Genomic DNA, 19508 nt, shown 5'->3' with positions numbered 1-19508 from the left:
GTGTGCGTGAGGATCATCGCCATCGTGGTGGCGCTCGCCGTATCGGTCGTCGGCGTCGCCCTCTTCGCTCGTGCCATCGCCGGCATCGCCGGCGTGGTCCGGCTCGGCCGGCCGGTCGCGGGCCGGCGATCCGACGCGCCCGCCGAGCGCTGGAAGCACCTGCTCGCCGAGTCGCTCGGCCACACCCGGATGCTGCAGTGGACCAAGATCGGGATCGCCCACTGGTTCGTCTTCGTCGGCTTCGGGCTGCTGTTCTTCACCCTGGTCACCGCGTACGGGCAACTGTTCGACCCGCGCTTCGCCCTGCCCCTGATCGGGCACTGGGTGGTCTACGAGTGGGCCAGCGAGATCATCAGCTGGGTCATGATCATCAGCATCCTCTTCCTGATGATCATCCGCTTCCTGCAACGCGACAAGGGCCGCGGATCGCGCTTCTTCGGCTCCCGGACCTGGCAGGCCGTCTACGTCGAGCTGACCATCCTGGCCATCGGGCTCTGCATCGTCGTCCTGCGCGGGCTGGAGTACCGGCTGCTCGACGCCGAAACCTCGGCGATCCACTTCCCGCTGACCAACTTCCTGTTCCCGGCAGGGATCCCGGAGGAGACCCTGGCCACGGCGATCGTGGTCGTCGCTGCGCTCAAGATCATCGTCTCGATGGCCTGGATGATCACGATCAGCCTGAACCTGACGATGGGCGTGGCCTGGCACCGGTTCACCGCCTGGCCGAACCTCTGGTTCAAGCGCGAATCCTCCGGACGCCCGGCGCTCGGCGAACTGCAGCCGATCATGGTCGACGGCAAGCCGCTCGACTTCGAGCAGATCGAGGACCTCGACCCGGAGGCGACGCCGCTCGGGGTCGGCAAGGTGGAGGACTTCACCTGGAAGGGCCTGCTCGACTTCACCAGCTGCACCGAGTGCGGCCGCTGCCAGTCCCAGTGCCCGGCCTGGCACACCGAGAAGCCGCTCTCGCCGAAGTTGTTGATCATGGATCTGCGGGAGCACGCGTACGCCAAGGCTCCGTACCTGCAGGCGGCCGAGGCGGCCCGGGAGAACCTGCCGGACGAGCTGCGCAACGAGGCGGCCCGGCCGCTGGTCGGGCCGATCCAGGTGACCGACGGCCTGGCCGGCGTGATCGACCCGGACGTGCTCTGGTCCTGCACCAGCTGCGGCGCCTGCGTGCAGCAGTGCCCGGTCGACATCGAGCACGTCGACCACATCATGGATCTGCGGCGGCATCAGGTGCTGCTGGAGGAGGAGTTCCCGGCCGAGCTGAACGGGCTGTTCAAGGGGCTGGAGAGCAAGGGCAATCCGTGGAACCAGAGCCCGCGGAAGCGGATGGACTGGGCCAAGGGCCTGGAGTTCGACGTGCCGGTGGTCGGCGCGGACGTGGAGGACCTGACCGGCGTCGAGTACCTGTTCTGGGTCGGCTGCGCCGGCGCGTACGAGGACCGAGCGATCAAGACCACGCGCGCGGTCGCGGAGCTGTTGCACCGGGCCGGGGTTTCGTACGCGGTGCTCGGCAACGGCGAGACCTGCACCGGCGACCCGGCGCGGCGGGCCGGCAACGAGTTCGTCTTCCAGCAGCTGGCCCTGGAGAACGCGGCCACCCTGACCGAGGCGAAGGCGAGCAAGGTCGTCACCACCTGTGCGCACTGCCTGAACACCTTGAAGAACGAGTATCCGCAGGTAGGCGTCGAGCTCGAGGTGGTGCACCACAGCCAGCTGTTGAACCGGTTGGTCCGGGACGGCAAGCTGACCCCGGTCGCGCCGCCCGAGGGTTCGGTGGCCGGGCGGACGATCACGTACCACGATCCTTGTTATCTGGGCCGGCACAACGAGATCTATGAGGCGCCGCGGGAACTGCTGGAGGCGCTGCCCGGGTCGACGGTGGCCGAGATGCCGCGGAACCGGCAGCGGTCGTTCTGCTGCGGGGCCGGTGGCGCGCGGATGTGGATGGAGGAGACCCTCGGCACCCGGATCAACGCGAACCGTACGGACGAGGCCGTCGCCACTCTGGCCGCCACGAACGGTCAGCAGAAGGGCGCGATTGCGACCGGCTGCCCGTTCTGCCGGGTGATGCTGACCGACGGGCTGGCCGCGAAGCAGGCCGACGGGACCGCGCCGGAATCGGTCGAGGTGGTCGACGTCGCGCAGCTGCTGCTGGAGTCCGTACAGCGGTCCGAGCACTAGCCGAGCGGAACTTTTCGAAGAAAGTCGCCACCGGCTGTCCATTTCGCGGGGCTCGTTCGACGGAGGGGTGTCCACACCGACAGCGAGACAGAAGGGTGGCCCACCATGGCCCAGTACGCAGTCCTCATCTACAACGGCGATTCCGCCCATCGGCCGAACCGCACCGCCCAGGACACCGAGACCTGCGACCGGCACGCCGAGGAGTTGGAGCGGACCGGCGCCATGGTCGCGGCGTGGGCCTTCACCCCGCGGGACCTGGCGACCTCGGTCCGCGGCGACACCATCGTCGACGGGCCCTACCTCGGCGACCGCGACATCGTGGCGGGCATCTACCTCCTCGAGGCGCCCGACCTCGACGCGGCGCTGGCGATCGCCCGGCTCAACCCCGCCTGCCAGGAAGGCGGCGGCGTCGAGGTCCGGCCGGTGGCCGGCGGCGGGGTCGTCCAGCCCTGACCCGACCCCGAAGGGATCAAGATCATGACTCTGTACGCGGTACTGATCTACAACAGGGACTCGGCCCACCGGCCGGACCGGACGGCCGAGGACACCGAGGCCCATGATCAGTACGCGGAACTGCTGGAGCGATCGGGTGCCCTGGTGGCGGCCTGCGCCCTGGCTCCCCGCGATCAGGCGAAGGCGGTCCGCGGTGACCTGGTGACCGACGGCCCGTTCGTCGACGCCAAGGAGATCGTGGCCGGCTTCTATGTCCTCGAGGCGCCCGACCTGGACGCCGCGCTGGCGCTCGCCCGGCTCAACCCGGCCTGCCGGGAGGGCGGCGGCGTCGAGGTGCGGCCGATCGCGGACGGCGGGGTGGTCCCGGAGACCGGTGCATGACCGACCGGTCCGCCGTCGAGGCCGCGATCACCGAGGCGCATCGAGACGCCTGGGGCCTCGTCCTGGCCGCGACCGCACGGACCACGGGTGAGCTCGAACTGGCCGAGGAGTGCGTGCAGGAGGCGTACGCAGCCGCGTTGCAGAGCTGGATTCGCGACGGGATCCCGCGGAACCCGGCCGCCTGGCTCACCACGACGGCCAAGCGACGCGCGGTCGACACGGTCCGGCGTCGGCACACGCTGCGCTCGAAGTTGCCGCTGCTGGTGGAGCCGGCGGCCGGCGTCGCGGACCCGACGCCGGACCGGGCAATGATCATCGACGAGGACCCCGACGAGGCCGTACCCGACGAGCGGCTGCGGTTGATCTTCACCTGCTGCCATCCGGCGCTGGCGCAGGACGCCCAGGTGGCGCTCACGTTGCGGCTGGTCTGCGGGGTTTCGACGCCGGACATCGCCCGCGCCTTCCTGGTGCCGGAATCCACCATGGCGAAGCGGATCAGCCGGGCCAAGAGGAAGATCACCGAGGCACGGATCCCGTACCGGATCCCCGGAGCGGCCGAGCTGCCGGATCGGCTGCGGTCGGTGCTGACCGTGATTCATCTGGTGTTCACCACCGGGCACACCGCTCCTTCCGGGGCTGCCTTGGTGCGCGTCGAGCTGGTCGAACGGGCCGTCCAGTTGACCCGGGTGCTGGCTGCCCTGATGCCCGACGAGCCGGAGGTGCAGGGGCTGCTGGCGCTGATCCTGGTCACCGACGCACGTCGCGAGACTCGGGTGGACGCGGCCGGCCGGCTGCTCCGGCTGGAGGAGCAGGACCGGTCGCGCTGGGACCGGGCGGCGCTGGCCGAGGGCCACGAGTTGATCATGAAGCTGCTCCGCGGCGGGCGGGCCGGGCGCTACGTCGTGCAGGCGGCGATCGCGTCGCTGTACTCGCGGGCCGAGACCTACGACCGGACCGATTGGCCGCAGATCCTTACGCTGTACGACCGGCTGCTGGAGCTCTGGCCGTCACCGGTCGTCGCGCTGAACCGGGCCGTGCCGTTGGCGATGGTCGCCGGCCCGGCCGCCGCCCTGTCCGCGGTGGAGGAGATCGAGGCGGCGGGCGACCTCGCCGAGTATCCGTACCTGTTCGCGGTCAAGGCGGACCTGCTGCACCGGCTCGGCCGGCGGTCCGAGGCGACAGCGGCCTACCGCCAGGCCCTCGATCTCACCGACAACGACGCCGAACGCGCCTTCCTGTCCCCGCGCCTGGTGGACGACAGCGGGGAGGATCCCGCCGCGAACTCCCGGCCGAATCCGCCCCGCTGATCATCGGCTGCGGACCTGATCAGCCGAACATGCCCGGTTGGTAGTCGCCGGCGGGCTGCTGGACCATCACGTTGACCCGGTTGTAGGCGTTGATGATCGCGATCTGGACCACCAGCGCGGCCAACTGCTCCTCGTCGAAGTGCTTGGCGGCCCGCTGCCACACCTCGTCCGGGACGCCGCCGGCCGCGTCCGCGATCCGGGTGCCCTGCTCGGCCAGCTCGAGGGCGGCCCGCTCGGCCTCCGTGAGGACCTTCGCCTCCCGCCAGGTGGCGACCAGGTTGAGCCGCTGCTGGGTCTCCCCGGCCGCGGCCGCGTCCTTGGTGTGCATGTCGGTGCAGAACCCGCAGCCGTTGATCTGACTGGCCCGGATCTTCACCAGTTCGGCCGTGGTCTGCGGCACGATCCCGGACTCGGCGGCCTTGCTCGCCGAGGTGATGTACTTCAGGACCTTGCCGCCGACCGCGCTGCCCATCAGGTTCAGTCGAGCTTCCATCGTGCGCTCCTTATGCCGTGTGTGCTGACACCTCTTTGACAGCACGGCATCGCTCTGTGTGACAGCGCTCGACGTGATCCGACCCACACCCGGGCTGAGCCTGGATCCAGGGTCAGAGCCCGTACGTCTCCAGCAGCCGGAGCCAGACCTCGCTGATCGTCGGATACGACGGCACCGCGTGCCAGAGCCGGTCGATCGTGACCTCGCCGGCGATCGCGATCGTCGCGGAGTGGGTCAGCTCGGCGATCCCCGGCCCGACGAACGTGGCGCCGACGACGGTCCGCCGGTCCTCGTCGACCACCAGCTTCGCCGTGCCGGTGTAGCCGTCGGCGAACAGCGAGGCGCCCGCCACGTTGCCGATCTCGTACGTCACCGCACGGACCCGCAAACCGTCGGCCCTGGCCTGCTCCTCGGTACGGCCGACGGCGCCGACCTGGGGCACGGTGAAGATCACGCTCGGCGTGGCGTCGTGATCGGCCGTCGCGACCGCCGTACCCCAGGCCTGATCGTCGATCTTGTCGCCGGCGGACCGCTGCACGATCGCCGTACCGCACATCCGGGCCTGGTACTTGCCCATGTGGGTGAGCAGGTTGCGGCCGTTGGCGTCGCCGACCGCGTAGAGCCAGCCGTCCGCGACCCCGGTGACCCGGCAGGTGTCGTCGACGTCCAGGTAGCGGCCGGGTTCCAGGCCGACCGTGTCCAGCCCGAGATCGCCGGTCGCCGGGGTCCGGCCGGCCGCGACCAGGACCTGTTCCGCGGTGATGGTCTCACCGCCGGCGGTGAGCCGCACCTGGCCGTCCTCGCGCCGGGCCGCGTCGACCGAGACGCCGGTCCGGACCTCGACGCCGGACTCGCGCAGCGTCGCGGCGACCTGCTCACCGGCGAACGGCTCCAGCCGGTCCAGCAGCCGCTCCCCGCGGACGAGCATGATCACCTTCGTGCCGAGCGCGTTCCAGGCCGTCGCCATCTCGCAGGCCACCACGCCGCCGCCGATGATCGCCAAGGAGGCCGGCGGTTGCTGCGCCGACGTGGCGTTGCGGCTGGTCCACGGGTCGGCGTCCGTCAGCCCGTCGATCGGCGGGATCGAGGCCACCGAGCCGGTCGCCAGCACGACCGCCTGCCGCGCGGTCAGCGTCGTGCTGCCGCCGTCCGGCCCCTCGACCGTGACCTGGCGCGGACCGGACAGCCGGCCCCGGCCGCGGCGCAGCGTGATGCCCGCACCGTCCAGCCACTGCACCTGGCCGTCGTCCTTCCAGTTCGAGGTGAACGAGTCCCGCCGGGCCAGCGTCGCCGCCACGTCCTGGCCTCCGGTGACCGCGGCCGCAGCTCCGGAGACCGCCTTCGCGTCGACCAGCGCCTCGGTGCCGCGCAGCAGCGCCTTGCTCGGCATGCAGGCCCAGTACGAACACTCGCCGCCGACCAGCTCCGCCTCCACGATGGCCGCCGTCAGCCCGCCGTCCACCACTCGTCCCGCAACGTTCTCGCCCGGCGGTCCCGCACCGATCACCACGACGTCGTATTCGAGTTGCTCAGTCATGCTGGCCATCCTCGCCCCTCCCCGTGAGCACGACTATCCTGGCTCACGGTGACACTTGAAGTGACGCCATGATGGTGTCATGATGGCGTCATGGATCTCTCACCGTATTTGGCCTCGGTCCGCGAGGGCGTCACGAACGCCGCCGCGCTGGCCGACGAGAACACGCAACAAGTCGCGCAGCGCCTCGGCACTGCGATCGACTCCTCCACCCGGCTGGCGATGATCCGGGCCCTCTCCGACGCGGCGAGCACGATCAGTGCTGACCTCGCCCCGGCCTCCGTCGAGGTACGGATCGTCGGCGGAGACCCCGAGTTCGCCGTGTCGGTCCCGACCGCCCCGAGCGAGCCGACCATGATCGCGCCCGCCGCCGAGGAACCGGCCGAGCCCGAGGAGCCGGAAGTCGGCGCCGAGGACGAGCCGATCGCCCGGATCAGCCTCCGGCTGCCCGCCTCGGTCAAGACCAAGGTGGACGAGCTGGCCGATGCCGACGGCATCTCGACCAACGCCTGGCTGCAGCGCGCCATCCTGGACGCGATCAACGAACGCCGCCGGCCGCCGCACATCCCGCATCCGCCGACCCCGCCAGGCCCGCCGGGCGGAGTGTTCGGTCCGGACGGACCGTTCGGCCCGAACGGCATCTTCGGTCCGGGCGGCGTCTTCGGCCACGGCGGCCCGGCCGGCAAGAACCGCAATCGCGAGGGCCGCGGCCGGTCGCATCCCGGCGGCCAGAGTGTCCAGGGGTGGGTCAAGTGAGCCTCTTCGAGCAGGTCTATCGCGGCATCTCCTCGGTGTCGGTGAACCTGCCCGGCGAGGGCGACGTGTTGATCAACTCCGGTTCGGAGCCGGACCAGGTCCGCTGCACGATCGACGACTGGGACGGAGGAGACCCGTACGCCCTCCGCGTGGAACAGCGCGACGACCGGCTGATGATCTCCGCCGACCGGATCTGGGGCCGCGGCTCCAGCTCGGACGTGTTCCTCGAGATCCCGGCCGGCCTGGACGTCGAGGTGACCACTCAGTCCGGTGACGTCGTGATCAACGCCGACCTCGGCTCCAGCCGGATCACCACCGGCTCCGGTGACATCGCCGTCGGCACCGCCCGGGCCCTGTCGGCCAAGTCGGGCTCCGGCGACATCGCCGCGGGTACGGTCACCGAGGCCGCCGAGGTCAGCACCGGCTCCGGCGACATCGTGGTCCGCGAGGCCACCGGCCCGGTCACGGCGAAGTCCGGCTCCGGCGACGTGCAGTTGGCCCGACTGAAGGCGGCCACGCTCAGCGTGTCCACCGGTTCGGGCGACATCAGCGCCGCGTCCACCACCGGCTCGGTGGATCTCCGCTCCGCCTCCGGTTCGATCGAGGTCGGCGTCGCCGACGGGCTGCCGGCCTGGCTCGACCTGAACACGGTGAACGGCGACATCCGGATCGATCTCGACGCGAGTCAGCAGCCGGAGGACGGCCAGCCGTACGTCACCGTCCGCTGCCGTACCGCCTCGGGCGAGATCGACATCCACCGCGCCCGGGACTGACCCCGTTGGGCCGGGTGCCGGTGCGGGTCAGCGCGGCTGGGCGGCGGCCGCTTCGGCGAGTGCCTCTGCCGAATCCCGGACCGCCGCCTCCAGTTCGAGCGCCAACTTCTCCAGAGCCGCCGTGTCGGGCTTGCCGCCGGCCGCCTCGATCAGGGCCTCGGCCCTGGCCCGGGCCTGCGCGACCTCGGCCAGTCGGATGCCCTTCTCGACCCGCGCCAGTAACTCCCGCGACGGCTCGTACATCTCGATGTCCCCGCGAGCGATCTGGAGCTGGTCGGCGTAGGCGTCCAGCCGGATCTGGGCGGCGGACCGGGGCGGGCACGGCTGTGCCGTGTCGTCCCGGCCGGTCGACTCGCAGTAGACGGAGGCGACCGCCTGGCTCGACGCCGCCGTGTTGGTGGCCAGGCCGACCACCCCGACGCCGGCGGCCAGCACGGCCGCCGCTCCCGCGATCGCGAGCACGGTCCGCCGCCGCCGTCCGGGCTCGGACTTGACCGGAACCGGAACCGGAACCGGGGCCGGCGGGTCGGCGGGAGCAGGCGGTGTCAGGTCCGCCGTCAGGGCAGCCAGCGCGCTGGGCGTCCTCGCCTGCAGCGCGAGCCCCACCCGATCATCGAGATCGTCCTGGGTCAGCCGGCCCAGCGCATACTGCCGCTGGATCTGTTCGATGCACGCCTCGCGTACGGCTTCGATCATGGGCTCGAGCTGTTCCGGCATGGCAGTCCTCCTCGGTCGACATCGGGAAGGATGTCGGCTCCGAGTCTGCCCCAGCCCGCCCCGCCACCCCCCGCTGCCGCGCCGGAATCTCAGGCGTTGAGTGGGGGCGTCGAGCGGACGGAAAGGGCAGCGATTCTTGGCTCAGCGCTGCCCCTTGGGTCCAGTCGGCGCAACGACGGACTGCGCCGTGACCAGTGGTCAGGTGGACGGAGGTGGGTCAGGGGATGTCGGTGCGGTGGAAGTTCAGGTGCGATCGGCTCGGGGTGGGGCCGCGCTGGCCCTGGTAGTGCGAGCCGTACCGCTCCGAACCGTACGCGTGCTCGGCCGGCGAGCTGAGCCGGAAGAAGCAGAGCTGGCCGATCTTCATCCCGGGCCAGAGCTTGATCGGCAGCGTCGCGACGTTGGACAACTCCAGCGTCACGTGGCCGGAGAAGCCGGGATCGATGAAGCCGGCGGTCGCATGGGTCAGCAGGCCGAGCCGGCCCAGCGACGACTTGCCCTCGACCCGCGCCGCGACATCGTCCGGCAGCGAGACCGACTCGTAGAGCGAGCCCAGGGCGAACTCGCCCGGATGCAGGATGAACGGATCCGCATCGGTCACCTCGACCGGCCGGGTCAGCTCCGACTGCTCCTCCGCGGGATCGATGTGCGGGTAGCGGTGGTTCTCGAAGACCCGGAAGTGCCGGTCCAGCCGGACATCGATGCTGGACGGCTGAATCAGCCCGGCCTCGTACGGCTCGAGCACGATCCTGCCCGCTTCGATCTCCGCGCTGATGTCGCGGTCCGAAAGCAACATAGGCAGACCCTATCGACGACGGGCCGCCGGAGCCCGGTCAGGGGCGCTTGACCTCGAGCCAGTGGTCGCCGAACGACACGATCGTGCCGACGTCGACCTGCACCACGTCACCCGGCGCGCAGGGCCTGGTCTGCCCCTCCGCGTCGGTGGCCGTGGAGCCGTTGGTCGAGCCGCGATCCATGACGTACATCCCGCCGGCGTCCACGCCCAGCGCCAGGTGGGTCTTGGAGACGGTACGGGTCTCGTCCGAGATCTTGATCAACTGGGCGTCGTCCTCGTTGGGCCGAGCCTGCGGGTTGCGACCCAGCAGCACCAGACCGGTCACCGCGATCTCCCGGCCGTCGTCCAGCGACGCCCGCCAGCCCTGGTCCAGCGGCCGCGGGTCGGCCTCCCGGTAGTCGGCCGATCCGGCGCTGCTGCCGGACACCGGCGGCGGCGCGGCGGCCGGGAACTGGGTGGCACCGGGGATCGGGGCTGCGACCGGGCCCGAGCCGTAGCCCTGGTCCTGGCCGTATTGATCTTGGTACTGGTCGCCGTAGCCCTGCTGGTACGCGTCCTGCCGCTGACCGTATTGATCTTGACCGTACTGATCTTGCTGACCGTACTGATCTTGCTGCTGGCCGTACGGGTCCTGCCCGTACTGGTCCTGCTGGTAGGCGTCCTGCTGCGGGTACTGGGTCGGCTGGCCGTATTGATCTTGCTGGTACTGGTCCTGCCCGTATTGATCTTGCTGATACTGGTCCGGCTGCGCGTACTGGCCCTGCTGCTGGCCGTACTGGTCCTGCTGGTACTGGTCCTGCCCCTGCTGCGGGTACGGACTCGGCTGCGACTGCGGCCCGTGATCGGCGGCCGACGCGCCGTACTGATCGCGGCCGTAGCGGTCCGTCTGGCCGTACCGGACCGGCGTCTGCACGCCGTGCTCCTGCTGCGGGAACAGGCCGCGGTCGCCGGGGCCGGCCGGGCCGGGGGCGTACTGCGGTTGCTGGTGGTCCTGCGGCAGCTGCTTCGGCGCCAGCGCGCGCGCCTGGATCACGACGGCGTCGGCGATCTGGTCCGGCCAGGTCTGCCGGCGCGGGTTCTGCAGCATGAAGACGAGCAGCAGGATTGCGCCGATGCCGGTGCCGGCGATCACGCCGAGCAGCAGCCAGCGCAGGATGACCCGGCCCCAGCTGAGCGGCCGACCGTCGGAGTACCCGACCAACTGCAGCCCCATCAGCTTCATCCCGGGCCCGGCGGCCTGGCTCACGTAGCTCCACCAGACAAAGACGACCCAGCCGATCAGGGCGATGAACGATACGACGCCGAGAACCAGGGAGAGCACGGCGCTCTGGGCGAGCACCCCGATCAGGGACAGCAGCCACACCACGATGGCCGGCGCGGCCCACTCGATCAGGTAGGCCGCGATCCGCTTCCCGACATCACCCGGCTGCACACCCGGCGGCAGGCCCGTGCCGGGCGCCGGTCCTGGCTGCGGCGATTCCATCTGTGGCTCCTATCCGGACGGCGATCGATCCCCCGTAACGACAACTTATGCGTCACGACAACCTTCTACGGTTCAGGCCACAACCTATTGGCTCTGCCGTCAACCTGTGCCGATTATCAGCCCTAGGGAAATGTAACTTGGCATCCGGTATCCGAAATTCAGACTCAGGGGGCCGGGTCGACGGCGATGCTGACGCCGTCGCCGAGCTCGAGGATGCTGCCCAGCGGCACCACCATCGACTCGCCCGGCGCGAGCCGGCGGCGGACGATGTCGGGCCCGCCGAGGACCACCGCGGTGCCGTTCGTCGAGTGCAGGTCGGTGACCACGATCTCCCAGCCCTCGGCCTCCACCTGCGCGTGGGTACGGCTGATGTCGTGGCCCGGGCTGAGTACCGTCATCAGGCTCGGGTTCTCCGCCGTGCTCCGGTCCGCGTTCGGGGCCCGGCCGATCACGACCGCCCCGTCCAGCTCGGCGGTGACCCCGTCCGGGCCGTGCAGCATGGCCAGCGACGGCCGGGTGACCAGCCGCGGGTTCTGCGGCGGGATCTGGTCCCCGCAGACCCGGCAGCTGATGCTCTCCGGAGGGTTGCTGTGCTGCCGTACGCAGAGGACGGCCATGATGAGCGACTCGCCCGCCATCAGCTCCGCGTCCGGTGCCGCCCGGCGTCCGCGCGGCTCCTCGGCGTAGATGCCCGCGGCGTCGGCGGCCGAGACGTACGGCTCCTGATACTCCTCGCGGACCCGCTGGGTCGGCTCGACGTCCTCCTCGGCCCAGCCCTGCTGGTCGTCGTACTGGTCGTCGAAACCGTGCTCTTCGACGGCGTAGGGGGCGGCAGCCTGGCCGTACTGGCCCGCGTTCGGGTCGTACGAGTAGTCGGCGTCGGCCGACATCAGTTCGGTGTCGGCGTTCTCGGTCTCCAGTTGCGCGGCCGACACCGGTCCGCCGGCCTGCGGCGAGACGACCCGCGCGTCCACGCCGGCCTCCAGCGTGATCGACGAGGCGGTCACCACACCGACCACCAGCGGCAACTCGAGCAGCGTCTGGTTGCCGTTGCTGGCCAGGTCGACCCGGACCTGCTCGACCGACTCCAGCCCGACCTCCCGCCAGGTCTGCATCCCCTCGCCGTCGGCGACGATCTTGCCGTCGGCCAGATTCATCACGGTGATCCCGCCGCGGATCAGGGAACGCATCCCGTCCGGCGACCAGAAGAACGCCGCGAAACTCGCCATCTCGTCGATCCGGTAGTGGGCCAGCCGTTCGGCGACCTCGGGCAACGACGAGGACCCCATCACCTCGGCCCACAGCGTGTTGATCAGCGAACTGTGCCCCATCGACGACGGCTCCAGCACCACCAGCGACGTCGGCCCGGACAGGACCACCCACTCGCCGGGGGTATAGGCCGCCCGCCAGCGGCTCACTTCCCCGCTGCCTCGAACGGACTCGGCTGTGTTCGTCACGCACACTCCCATCGTTTGCCCCGTTCACCGGCAGGCCTGCGCCTCAGCCAACGCGCCACACCGGATCCCCCGACGCCGCCCAACCTTCGAAGCCCCCGCCACCGGCTCCGACCGGGCATGATCGTGCCTATTGTCCATGCGATGGGTGACGATGGAAAGCCCGCGACGGGCGAGCGGGCGGCCCGGGCGACGGAACGGAACCGTCAGCCGACCAGGGCCTCCCGTTCGGAAGCCTCCATCTCGGCGACGAACTGACCCTTCGTCGACTGCCACTTGTCCTCGGTGTAGTCGGTCCGCCAGTAGCCCGAGATGGAGGCCAGCGAGCGGTCCAGCTTGGCCTCGACGAACAGGAACCTGCGCAGATCGCGGACCAGGTAGGCGTTGCCGTGGACGAACGCCTGGACCCGGCCCTGGGGCAGCCCGGTCGTGCGGACCGCCTGGGCGAGCGCGACGCCGTAGTCGGTGCCGGTGTCGTCGCGGTGCACCCAGGTGATGGTGGTGTTGTCGGTCCGCCGCAGCGGGAGTTCCTCGTCGGCGTTGGCCACCTCGAGGAAGACGTACGCCTTCGCCTGCGGATCGAGCCGTTCCAGCGCGGCCGCAATCGCCGGGATCGCCGCCTCGTCGCCGACCAGCAGGTGGGCGTCCGCCTCGGGATCCGGGGCGTAGGCGCCGCCCGGGCCGTAGAAGCCGAGCTGGTCGCCCGGTTGCGCGCGCGCCGCCCACGGACCGGCCAGGCCGGAGTCGCCGTGCACGACGAAGTCGATCGCCAGTTCGTTGCTCTCCGGGTCGTAGGACCGGATCGTGTACGTCCTCGTCACCGGCCACCGCTCCGCCGGCTCGGTCTCGCGCAGCTCGTCCGGGTCGAACGGCCACCGGTAGCCGGCGCCCTCCGGCGGGAAGATCAGCTTCACGTAGTGGTCGGTGAACGTCAGCTCGGGAAGCTGGCGCAGGTCGTCGCCGGTGAAGATCACCCGCACCATCGAGGGCGCCAGCCACTCGGTCCGCACGACCTCGGCGGTCCTGGCAACCCGCTTGCGCCGCTGCTTCTCCTGGCTCGGCGCCTGCTGCTGATTCAAGGGTCCTCCCCCAAGAGATGTGGTTAGGTCGACCTTACCTGACCGGGAACGGCTACCGTCAGGGCATGGTCCACGCCGCGGAATCCGCAGTCCGGGAGTACTTCGACCGGATCTTCGGCCGGCGGGACCTGACCGCCTGCCAGGACCTGCTCGCGGAGAACTATGTTGATCATGATGCTCCGGCCGGGACGCCCGCGGGGCCGGCAGCCACCAGGGCCTTCCTGGAGACCTTCCTGCGCGAGCACGATCCGCTCGAGTTCGAGCTGGTCGAGCTGGTCGCCGGCGGCGACTCGGTGGCGGTCCGGGCCAGGTGGCGCGGCCGACGAACGGACACCGGAGCTCCGCTGCAGCAGGACGGGTTGTTGTTGATCAAGATCGATCCGGCCGGCCGGCTGGCCGAGCGGTGGTCGGCGTACCGAGAGGAATGATGGGGACATGTCCGATCTGACCAGCTTCATCGCCGGCCTGCCGAAGGCCGAGCTGCACGTCCATCACGTCGGTTCGGCGTCGCCGCGGATCGTCGCCGAGCTCGCTGCCCGGCATCCGGGCGTGGTGCCGGTCGACCCGGCGGAGCTGGTCGACTACTTCACCTTCACCGATTTCGGCCACTTCATCGAGGTCTACCTGTCCGTCGTCGACCTGATCAAGACCGCCGAGGACGTCCGGATGCTGACCTACGAGGTGGCCGCGGATCTCGCCGCCCAGCAGGTCCGGTACGCCGAACTGACCGTGACCCCGGACTCCTCGATGATCCGCGGGATTCCGGGCCAGGCGTTCGTCGAGGCGATCGAGGACGCCCGGGTCGGCGCCGAACGTGATCATGGAATCCGGCTGCAGTGGATCTTCGACATCCCGGGCGAGCGCGGCCTGGCGGCGGCCGAGTCGACCCTGGCCCTGGCCCTGGAGCACGGGCCGTCGTCCTTGATCGGATTCGGCCTCGGCGGCCCGGAGGTGGGCGTGCCGCGGCCCCAGTTCAAGCCGTACTTCGACCGGGCCCGGGCGGCCGGCCTGCACTCGCTGCCGCACGCCGGCGAGGTGACCGGCCCGGAGACGATCTGGGACGCGCTGCTCGAACTCAAGGCGGAGCGGATCGGGCACGGCACCTCCTGTGTCCGCGACGAACGGCTGCTTGATCATCTGGCCGAGCACCGGATCCCGCTCGAGGTCTGCCCGACCTCCAACTACGCGACAGGTGCGGTGGCCGGGACCGATGTCCACCCGGTGGTACGGATGGTGGAGCGCGGATTGGTGGTGACGATCAACAGCGACGACCCGCCGATGTTCGGCACCACCCTGAACACCGAGTACGGCATCGCCGCCGACCTGCTCGGACTGGACCGGCAGGGCCTGGCCGAGCTGGCCCGGACCGCCGTCCGGTGCAGCTATCTTGACCCGGCCGGGCAGGCCGCGCTGCTGACCGAGATCGATGATCATCTCGCCGAGACCGATGATCAACTGGCCGTACCCCGATGATCATGGGCGATCAGGTGAGCCGGGTGATCATGGCCGAGGTCGACCGGCTGGACCTCCCGGCGCCGCGCCGAGTGGCGGTGCTCGATGATCACGACGGTTCACTGCTGCTGGCCGCGGCCGAGCGGTGGCCGGACGCCGAACTCGCGCTCTGCTGCGACGATCTGGCCGACGAACGAGACGGCCGCGCGCAGGCCGAGCAGGCCGGCCTCCGGATCGAGGTTGATCGTGATCTTGACCAAGCCGCCCGCGGAGCGCAGCTCTGCCTGGCCCGGCTGCCGAAGAGCCTGGACGCCCTCGACGACCTCGCCGCCACCGTGGCCCGGCACGCCGCTGCGGAGGTCGTCCTGCTCGCCAGCGGCCGGGTGAAGCACCTGACCCGCTCGATGAACACGACCCTGGAGCGGCACTTCGGCGAGGTGCGCGGTTCGCTCGGCCTCGGCAAGGCGCGCGCCCTGGTCGCCGCGGCGCCGCGGCCGGACGGTCCGGAGCCCGAGCCGCGCCGGGCGGCCGTGGCCGGGCTGGAGGTGGTCGCGTACGGCGGCGTCTTCGCCGGCGCCGCCCTCGACCCGGGCACCCGGCTGCTGCTGGCGCAGGCCGACCGGTTTCCGACCGCGGCGACCGCGATCGACCTCGGCTGCGGCACCGGTCTGATCGCCTGCACGCTGGCCCGGGACCTTCCGGACGCAACGGTGATCGGGATCGACAGCTCCCTCGCTGCTGTTCGGTCGGCGCAGGCGACCGCGGCGGCCAACGGCCTCGCCGAGCGGATCGACGTACGCCGAAGTGACGGGCTGACCGAGGTTGGTGATCATGCGGTCGACCTGATCGTCTGCAATCCGCCGTTCCACCGCGGTACGGCGAAGGACAGCTCCACCGCGCTGACCATGATCACGGACGCGGCCCGCGTGCTCCGCCCCGGCGGCGAACTCTGGCTGGTCTACAACACCCACCTGCCCTACCGTTCCACGCTGCGCGCCATGATCGGCCGGACCGAGTTGATCACTCAGGACCAGGGCTATCTGGTCACCCGCTCCCGTCGCCCCGACTGAGGAACGCGACGAGAGCAAACCTCAGCCGGGACGACGGCTGCGCATGATCAACGCGGCCACGTGATAGCTGCACTCTGCGGCGGTGCGATTGGCATACCCGTGTGGCACGTCGGCCGCGAAGTAGACCGAGTCACCGGCCTTCAGTTCGTACCGGTCGTCGCCGATGGTCAGCGTCAGGGTGCCGGTATCGACGACGACGTACTCGTGCGACCCGGGTGCGTAAGCGGGAAAGGTGCCGGCGTCGCAGCCGGGCGGCAGGGTGGACCGGATCCACTCGAAGTTCACCCCCGGCACCACCGGCGTCAGAATGGTGCGCCGCCAGCCGCCCGGCTCGTCGGCGACGTCCTGCTCGGCGGCCCGGCGCACGATCACCCGGCCGTCGGACTGGCCGGCCAGCAGCTCCGCGATCGGGGTGGCCAGGCCCTGCGCGATCTTGTCCAGCACCACCACCGTCGCCGCCTTGTCACCGCGCTCGACCGAGGACAGCATGCTGACGCTGACCTCGCACTGGTCGGCCAGCTGCTGCAGTGTCAGGCCGCGCTCGAGGCGCAGCCCGCGGAGCCGTTCGCCCAGCACCCTAAGATCCATGTCCGCTATAATATTCACGTGTTCCGCTATAGCGAAATCACGGCACCTTCGGTGTCCGTCCGGGATGCGGTTCCGAGTGATCTCGACGCCGTGACCGAGATCTATGCGCACTACGTGGAGCGAACGGCGGCGACCTTCGAGCTCACGCCGCCGAACCGGCGGGACTGGTCCCAGCGCTACTGGACCGCCGCGGCGGCTGGGCTCCCGTTCCTGGTCGCCGAACTGAACGGGACGGTGGCCGGCTATGCCCACGGTGCCCGGTGGAAGCCGCGTGCCGCGTACCGGCGGACGGTCGAGGACTCGGTCTACGTCGCGCCGACCGCCACCGGACTCGGCGTCGGTGGCGCCCTGCTGGCCGCGCTGATCAAGGCCTGCGCCACCGCGGACGTCCGCGAGCTGATCGCGGTCGTCGTCGACACCGGCGACCCCGCCTCGCTCACCCTGCACCGACGGCACGGCTTCCGCGAGATCGGCCGACTCACGGCGGTCGGCTTCAAGCACGGGCGGTGGTGGGACACCGTCCTGCTGCAGCGCAGCCTTCGCTAGTTCTCGGCTGCGACGCGGAGCCGGCGGCGACCGAAGTCGCGCAGGGCTCGGACGAAGTCGAGTTCGCGGAAGCCGGGCCACAGGGTGTCGCAGAAGGAGAACTCGGCGCCGGCGCTTTGCCAGAGCAGGAAGTTGGACAGCCGCAGCTCGCCGCTGGTCCGGATGATCAGATCGACCCCGCTCATCGTCGGCGCGTAGAGCCGGCTGGCCAGGTCGGCCACCTCCACCCGTCCGGCCAGGTCGGCCAGGTTGCCGCCGGCCCGCCGCTCGTCCCAGAGCAGCTCCCGTACGGCATCGACGATCTCCTGCCGGCCGCCGTAGCCGATCGCCAGCGCCAGCCGGCCGCCGGTCAGGTCGGCGGTGGCCTCGGCGGCCCGCTTCAGCGCGTGCCGGGTGCCGTCCGGGAGCACGTCGAGCCGGCCCATCAGCTCGATCTTCCAGCGGTTGCCCGGCCGGCCGGCGCGCTCGGTGACGACGCGCTCCATCGCGCCGAGCAGGAAGTCGACCTCCTCGGCCGGCCGGCGGTGCAGGTTCTCGGTGGAGCAGACGAAGATCGTCACCTCGTCGATGCCGTACCGGGTGCACCAACCGAGCAGCGTGTCCACATGGTCGGCGCCGTGGGCGTGCCCGACGCTGGGGTTGTCGAAGCCCTGCTGCTTGGCCCAGCGCCGGTTGCCGTCCATCACCAGCGCGACGTGCCGCGGCCGGGCCAGCCGGCGCAACTCGCGGCGCAGCCCGGCCAGATAGACCCGCCGCAGCAGGTCGCCGATCAGGCTCATCAGGCGTACGGCTTCGCGGCCTGGACCAGGGCGTCGCCGGCCAGCCGGTGCACGGTCCATTCCTCCATCGGGACGGCGCCGAGGCTGTGGTAGAAGTCGAGCGCCGGCTGGTTCCAGTCCAGCACCGCCCACTCGAACCGGCCGTAGTCGCGGGCCGCGGCGATCGCGGCCAGGGACTGCAGCAGCGCCTTGCCGAGACCGCTGCCGCGGCTCTCCGGGCTGACGTAGAGATCCTCCAGGTAGATGCCCAGTTTTCCTTCCCAGGTTGAGAAGTTGAGGAAGTAGATCGCCATCCCGGCCACCCGCTGTTGATCTTCGGCGACCAGCGCGTAGACCCGGGGATCGGGGCCGAACAGCAGCGCCGTGAGCTGCTCCTCGGTGATCTTGACCGCGTCCGGTTCGCGCTCGTACGTGGCGAGTTCCTTGATCAGGCCGATCAGGGCCGGCACGTCGGCCTCGGCGGCCGGGCGGATGGCGGGATGGAGCTCGGGCATCGGAAGAGTCACCCGACCAATATGACCGATTCGACCCGCGCGGTGCTTGTCCGGGTGATGTTAATGAGATTAACATGGCGGTCATGGACAGACGCCGACAGCGCATGGCACTCCGGACGCTGCACCTCGTGCTGGCCGTCGCGCTCGGCTGTTACGTGTACCTGCCGCCCGCCTGGACCGGCGGGCTGCGGACCGCGCTGATGATCATCGGCGTCCCCCTCACCGTGATCACCGGCCTGGCCCTCTGGCAACACGCCCGGGTACGGCGCTGGTTACGCAGCCGCCGGACCGTCGCCGACCGGGGCCGATGATCATGACCGACGCCTGGCCGACTCGGACGCCGTCCGCGGCTGGTACCGGCAACTGCAGGAGCAGCAGACCTTCGGCTGGATGGTCGGCACCGTGTCCCGGCTGGTGAGCCGGCGGCATCCGGCAGCCGCTACGGTGTTGCGCCGGGCGGCACCGTGGGTCGCGCTCGCGGCGGTGTCCCGGGTGAAGCTCGGTGCCATGATCGCGGTGGGCGTCGCGGTGCCGGGCTTCGCCCTGGTGGCGTACGTCTTGGGTGGAGGTGGTCGCGATGGAGGCGAAGGTGCCGTACCACCACGGCTCGCTGCGCCGGACCCTGATCGACGTCGCCGTTGAGCTGATCGCGAGCCACGGCGTCGACGGCTTCACGCTCGCCGAGGCCGCCAAGCGGGCCGGGGTGAGCGCCGCGGCGCCGTACCGACACTTCGCCGGCAAGGCCGACCTGCTCGGCGCGATCGCGGACGACGGCTTCGAGCGGCTCGCCGCCGATCTTCGCGAGGCCGTCTCGGAGCAGGCACCGGACGGTGGGCTGGTCGACCTGGCCCTGGCCTACGTCGACTTCTCGGTACGGGAGCCGGCCCGGTTCACCGTCATGTTCGACGCCGGCGGCCGGGCTCCGCGGAGCAACGCCGGCCTGGCCGCGCTGGGCGTCCTGGGCGGTGTCCTCGAATCCCTGCACGCGCGAGGCCGGTTGGCGATGCCGGTCGACACCGCGCTGCGGGCCACCTGGTCGCTCGCCCACGGCATGGCCGTGCTGCGCCTCGGCGGCATGCGTACGATCGCGGAGGAGGACTCGCCGCAGCTGCGTCGCCAGGTGTTCACCGCGATGCTCGCCGGCGTCCTGCGACCCGACTGAA

General features: G+C 70.7%; 23 protein-coding genes. 13 read left to right on the top strand and 10 right to left on the bottom strand.

What is annotated here, in order from left to right:
• Window positions 1-6: 6 nt before the first annotated feature.
• The 4 genes from BKA15_RS19815 (at window position 7) to BKA15_RS19800 (ending at window position 4331) form a co-directional block, all read left to right on the top strand.
• Window positions 7-2190 carry a (Fe-S)-binding protein gene (locus BKA15_RS19815; RefSeq protein WP_179753641.1) on the top strand — a complete coding sequence of 728 codons (2184 nt, stop codon included), beginning with the start codon at window positions 7-9 and terminating at the stop codon, window positions 2188-2190.
• A 105-nt stretch (window positions 2191-2295) separates the two neighbouring features.
• Complete coding sequence (locus BKA15_RS19810; RefSeq protein WP_179753639.1) at window positions 2296-2643, top strand: YciI family protein; 348 nt, start codon at window positions 2296-2298, stop codon at window positions 2641-2643.
• A gap of 24 nt (window positions 2644-2667) precedes the next feature.
• Window positions 2668-3024, top strand: coding sequence for a YciI family protein (locus tag BKA15_RS19805; RefSeq protein WP_179753637.1), 357 nt, complete (start codon window positions 2668-2670; stop codon window positions 3022-3024).
• Window positions 3021-4331: an RNA polymerase sigma factor gene (locus BKA15_RS19800; RefSeq protein WP_179753635.1), complete on the top strand. Its 1311-nt coding sequence runs from the start codon at window positions 3021-3023 to the stop codon at window positions 4329-4331. The genes BKA15_RS19805 and BKA15_RS19800 overlap by 4 nt, the downstream gene beginning before the upstream one ends.
• A 19-nt stretch (window positions 4332-4350) precedes the next feature.
• Here BKA15_RS19800 and BKA15_RS19795 read toward each other — a convergent pair whose 3' ends face one another.
• Together BKA15_RS19795 and BKA15_RS19790 are read right to left on the bottom strand one after the other, a co-directional pair.
• Complete coding sequence (locus BKA15_RS19795; protein ID WP_179753633.1) at window positions 4351-4824, bottom strand: carboxymuconolactone decarboxylase family protein; 474 nt, start codon at window positions 4822-4824, stop codon at window positions 4351-4353.
• A 112-nt stretch (window positions 4825-4936) separates the two neighbouring features.
• Window positions 4937-6361: a dihydrolipoyl dehydrogenase family protein gene (locus BKA15_RS19790; RefSeq protein WP_179753631.1), complete on the bottom strand. Its 1425-nt coding sequence runs from the start codon at window positions 6359-6361 to the stop codon at window positions 4937-4939.
• A gap of 90 nt (window positions 6362-6451) precedes the next feature.
• On the opposite strand from BKA15_RS19790, the gene BKA15_RS19785 reads away from it, so the two are divergent.
• Both BKA15_RS19785 and BKA15_RS19780 read left to right on the top strand, forming a co-directional pair.
• Window positions 6452-7114 carry a hypothetical protein gene (locus tag BKA15_RS19785; RefSeq protein ID WP_179753629.1) on the top strand — a complete coding sequence of 221 codons (663 nt, stop codon included), beginning with the start codon at window positions 6452-6454 and terminating at the stop codon, window positions 7112-7114.
• Window positions 7111-7887 (top strand): DUF4097 family beta strand repeat-containing protein, encoded by a 777-nt coding sequence (locus BKA15_RS19780; protein ID WP_179753627.1) that lies wholly within the window; start codon window positions 7111-7113, stop codon window positions 7885-7887. The genes BKA15_RS19785 and BKA15_RS19780 overlap by 4 nt, the downstream gene beginning before the upstream one ends.
• Window positions 7888-7914: 27 nt before the next feature.
• On the opposite strand, the gene BKA15_RS19775 is transcribed toward BKA15_RS19780, so the two are convergent.
• The 5 genes from BKA15_RS19775 to BKA15_RS19755 all read right to left on the bottom strand — a co-directional run bounded on the left by BKA15_RS19775 (window position 7915) and on the right by BKA15_RS19755 (window position 13416).
• The gene (locus tag BKA15_RS19775; protein ID WP_179753625.1) at window positions 7915-8604 is read right to left on the bottom strand and encodes a DUF1707 SHOCT-like domain-containing protein; all 690 of its coding nucleotides are present in this window, start codon (window positions 8602-8604) and stop codon (window positions 7915-7917) included.
• 217 nt (window positions 8605-8821) lie between these two features.
• The gene (gene dcd / locus BKA15_RS19770; protein WP_179753623.1) at window positions 8822-9400 is read right to left on the bottom strand and encodes a dCTP deaminase; all 579 of its coding nucleotides are present in this window, start codon (window positions 9398-9400) and stop codon (window positions 8822-8824) included.
• Window positions 9401-9437: 37 nt separating this feature from the next.
• Window positions 9438-10883 (bottom strand): RDD family protein, encoded by a 1446-nt coding sequence (locus tag BKA15_RS19765; RefSeq protein WP_179753621.1) that lies wholly within the window; start codon window positions 10881-10883, stop codon window positions 9438-9440.
• 164 nt (window positions 10884-11047) lie between these two features.
• Window positions 11048-12301 (bottom strand): FHA domain-containing protein, encoded by a 1254-nt coding sequence (locus BKA15_RS36920; protein ID WP_179753619.1) that lies wholly within the window; start codon window positions 12299-12301, stop codon window positions 11048-11050.
• Between the two features lie 242 nt (window positions 12302-12543).
• On the bottom strand, window positions 12544-13416 hold the full coding sequence (locus BKA15_RS19755) for a siderophore-interacting protein (RefSeq protein ID WP_246322387.1): 873 nt from the start codon (window positions 13414-13416) through the stop codon (window positions 12544-12546).
• 65 nt (window positions 13417-13481) lie between these two features.
• On the opposite strand from BKA15_RS19755, the gene BKA15_RS19750 reads away from it, so the two are divergent.
• The 3 genes from BKA15_RS19750 to BKA15_RS19740 are packed head-to-tail and all read left to right on the top strand — an operon-like array spanning window position 13482 to window position 15938.
• Complete coding sequence (locus BKA15_RS19750; RefSeq protein WP_179753617.1) at window positions 13482-13844, top strand: ester cyclase; 363 nt, start codon at window positions 13482-13484, stop codon at window positions 13842-13844.
• A gap of 7 nt (window positions 13845-13851) precedes the next feature.
• Window positions 13852-14889 (top strand): adenosine deaminase, encoded by a 1038-nt coding sequence (locus BKA15_RS19745; protein WP_179753615.1) that lies wholly within the window; start codon window positions 13852-13854, stop codon window positions 14887-14889.
• Window positions 14890-14891: 2 nt separating this feature from the next.
• Window positions 14892-15938 carry a class I SAM-dependent methyltransferase gene (locus BKA15_RS19740; RefSeq protein ID WP_179753613.1) on the top strand — a complete coding sequence of 349 codons (1047 nt, stop codon included), beginning with the start codon at window positions 14892-14894 and terminating at the stop codon, window positions 15936-15938.
• 21 nt (window positions 15939-15959) lie between these two features.
• Here the strand turns inward: BKA15_RS19740 and BKA15_RS19735 are convergent, their stop codons facing one another.
• Complete coding sequence (locus BKA15_RS19735) at window positions 15960-16526, bottom strand: helix-turn-helix domain-containing protein (RefSeq protein WP_179753611.1); 567 nt, start codon at window positions 16524-16526, stop codon at window positions 15960-15962.
• Window positions 16527-16544: 18 nt separating this feature from the next.
• Between BKA15_RS19735 and BKA15_RS19730 the strand changes: the two genes are divergently transcribed.
• Window positions 16545-17072, top strand: coding sequence for a GNAT family N-acetyltransferase (locus BKA15_RS19730; RefSeq protein WP_312879144.1), 528 nt, complete (start codon window positions 16545-16547; stop codon window positions 17070-17072).
• Here BKA15_RS19730 and uppS read toward each other — a convergent pair.
• Window positions 17069-17851, bottom strand: a complete 783-nt coding sequence (gene uppS / locus BKA15_RS19725) for a polyprenyl diphosphate synthase (protein ID WP_179753609.1) — start codon at window positions 17849-17851, stop codon at window positions 17069-17071. The genes BKA15_RS19730 and uppS overlap by 4 nt on opposite strands.
• Entirely contained in the window at window positions 17851-18357 is a 507-nt protein-coding gene (locus BKA15_RS19720) for a GNAT family N-acetyltransferase (protein WP_312879143.1), read from the bottom strand. Before BKA15_RS19720 ends, uppS begins: the two co-directional genes overlap by 1 nt.
• A 71-nt stretch (window positions 18358-18428) precedes the next feature.
• Between BKA15_RS19720 and BKA15_RS19715 the strand changes: the two genes are divergently transcribed.
• The 3 genes from BKA15_RS19715 (at window position 18429) to BKA15_RS19705 (ending at window position 19507) form a co-directional block, all read left to right on the top strand.
• Window positions 18429-18656: a hypothetical protein gene (locus tag BKA15_RS19715; protein WP_179753608.1), complete on the top strand. Its 228-nt coding sequence runs from the start codon at window positions 18429-18431 to the stop codon at window positions 18654-18656.
• A gap of 79 nt (window positions 18657-18735) precedes the next feature.
• Window positions 18736-18987 carry a hypothetical protein gene (locus BKA15_RS19710; protein WP_179753606.1) on the top strand — a complete coding sequence of 84 codons (252 nt, stop codon included), beginning with the start codon at window positions 18736-18738 and terminating at the stop codon, window positions 18985-18987.
• A complete protein-coding gene (locus BKA15_RS19705) occupies window positions 18923-19507 on the top strand; it encodes a TetR/AcrR family transcriptional regulator (protein ID WP_179753604.1) in 585 nt (194 codons plus the stop codon). Before BKA15_RS19710 ends, BKA15_RS19705 begins: the two co-directional genes overlap by 65 nt.
• Window position 19508 lies beyond the last annotated feature (1 nt).

The organism is Microlunatus parietis (assembly GCF_013407955.1).
Lineage (GTDB): Bacteria > Actinomycetota > Actinomycetes > Propionibacteriales > Propionibacteriaceae > Microlunatus > Microlunatus parietis.
This window is presented reverse-complemented; position numbering and strand designations above follow the sequence as displayed.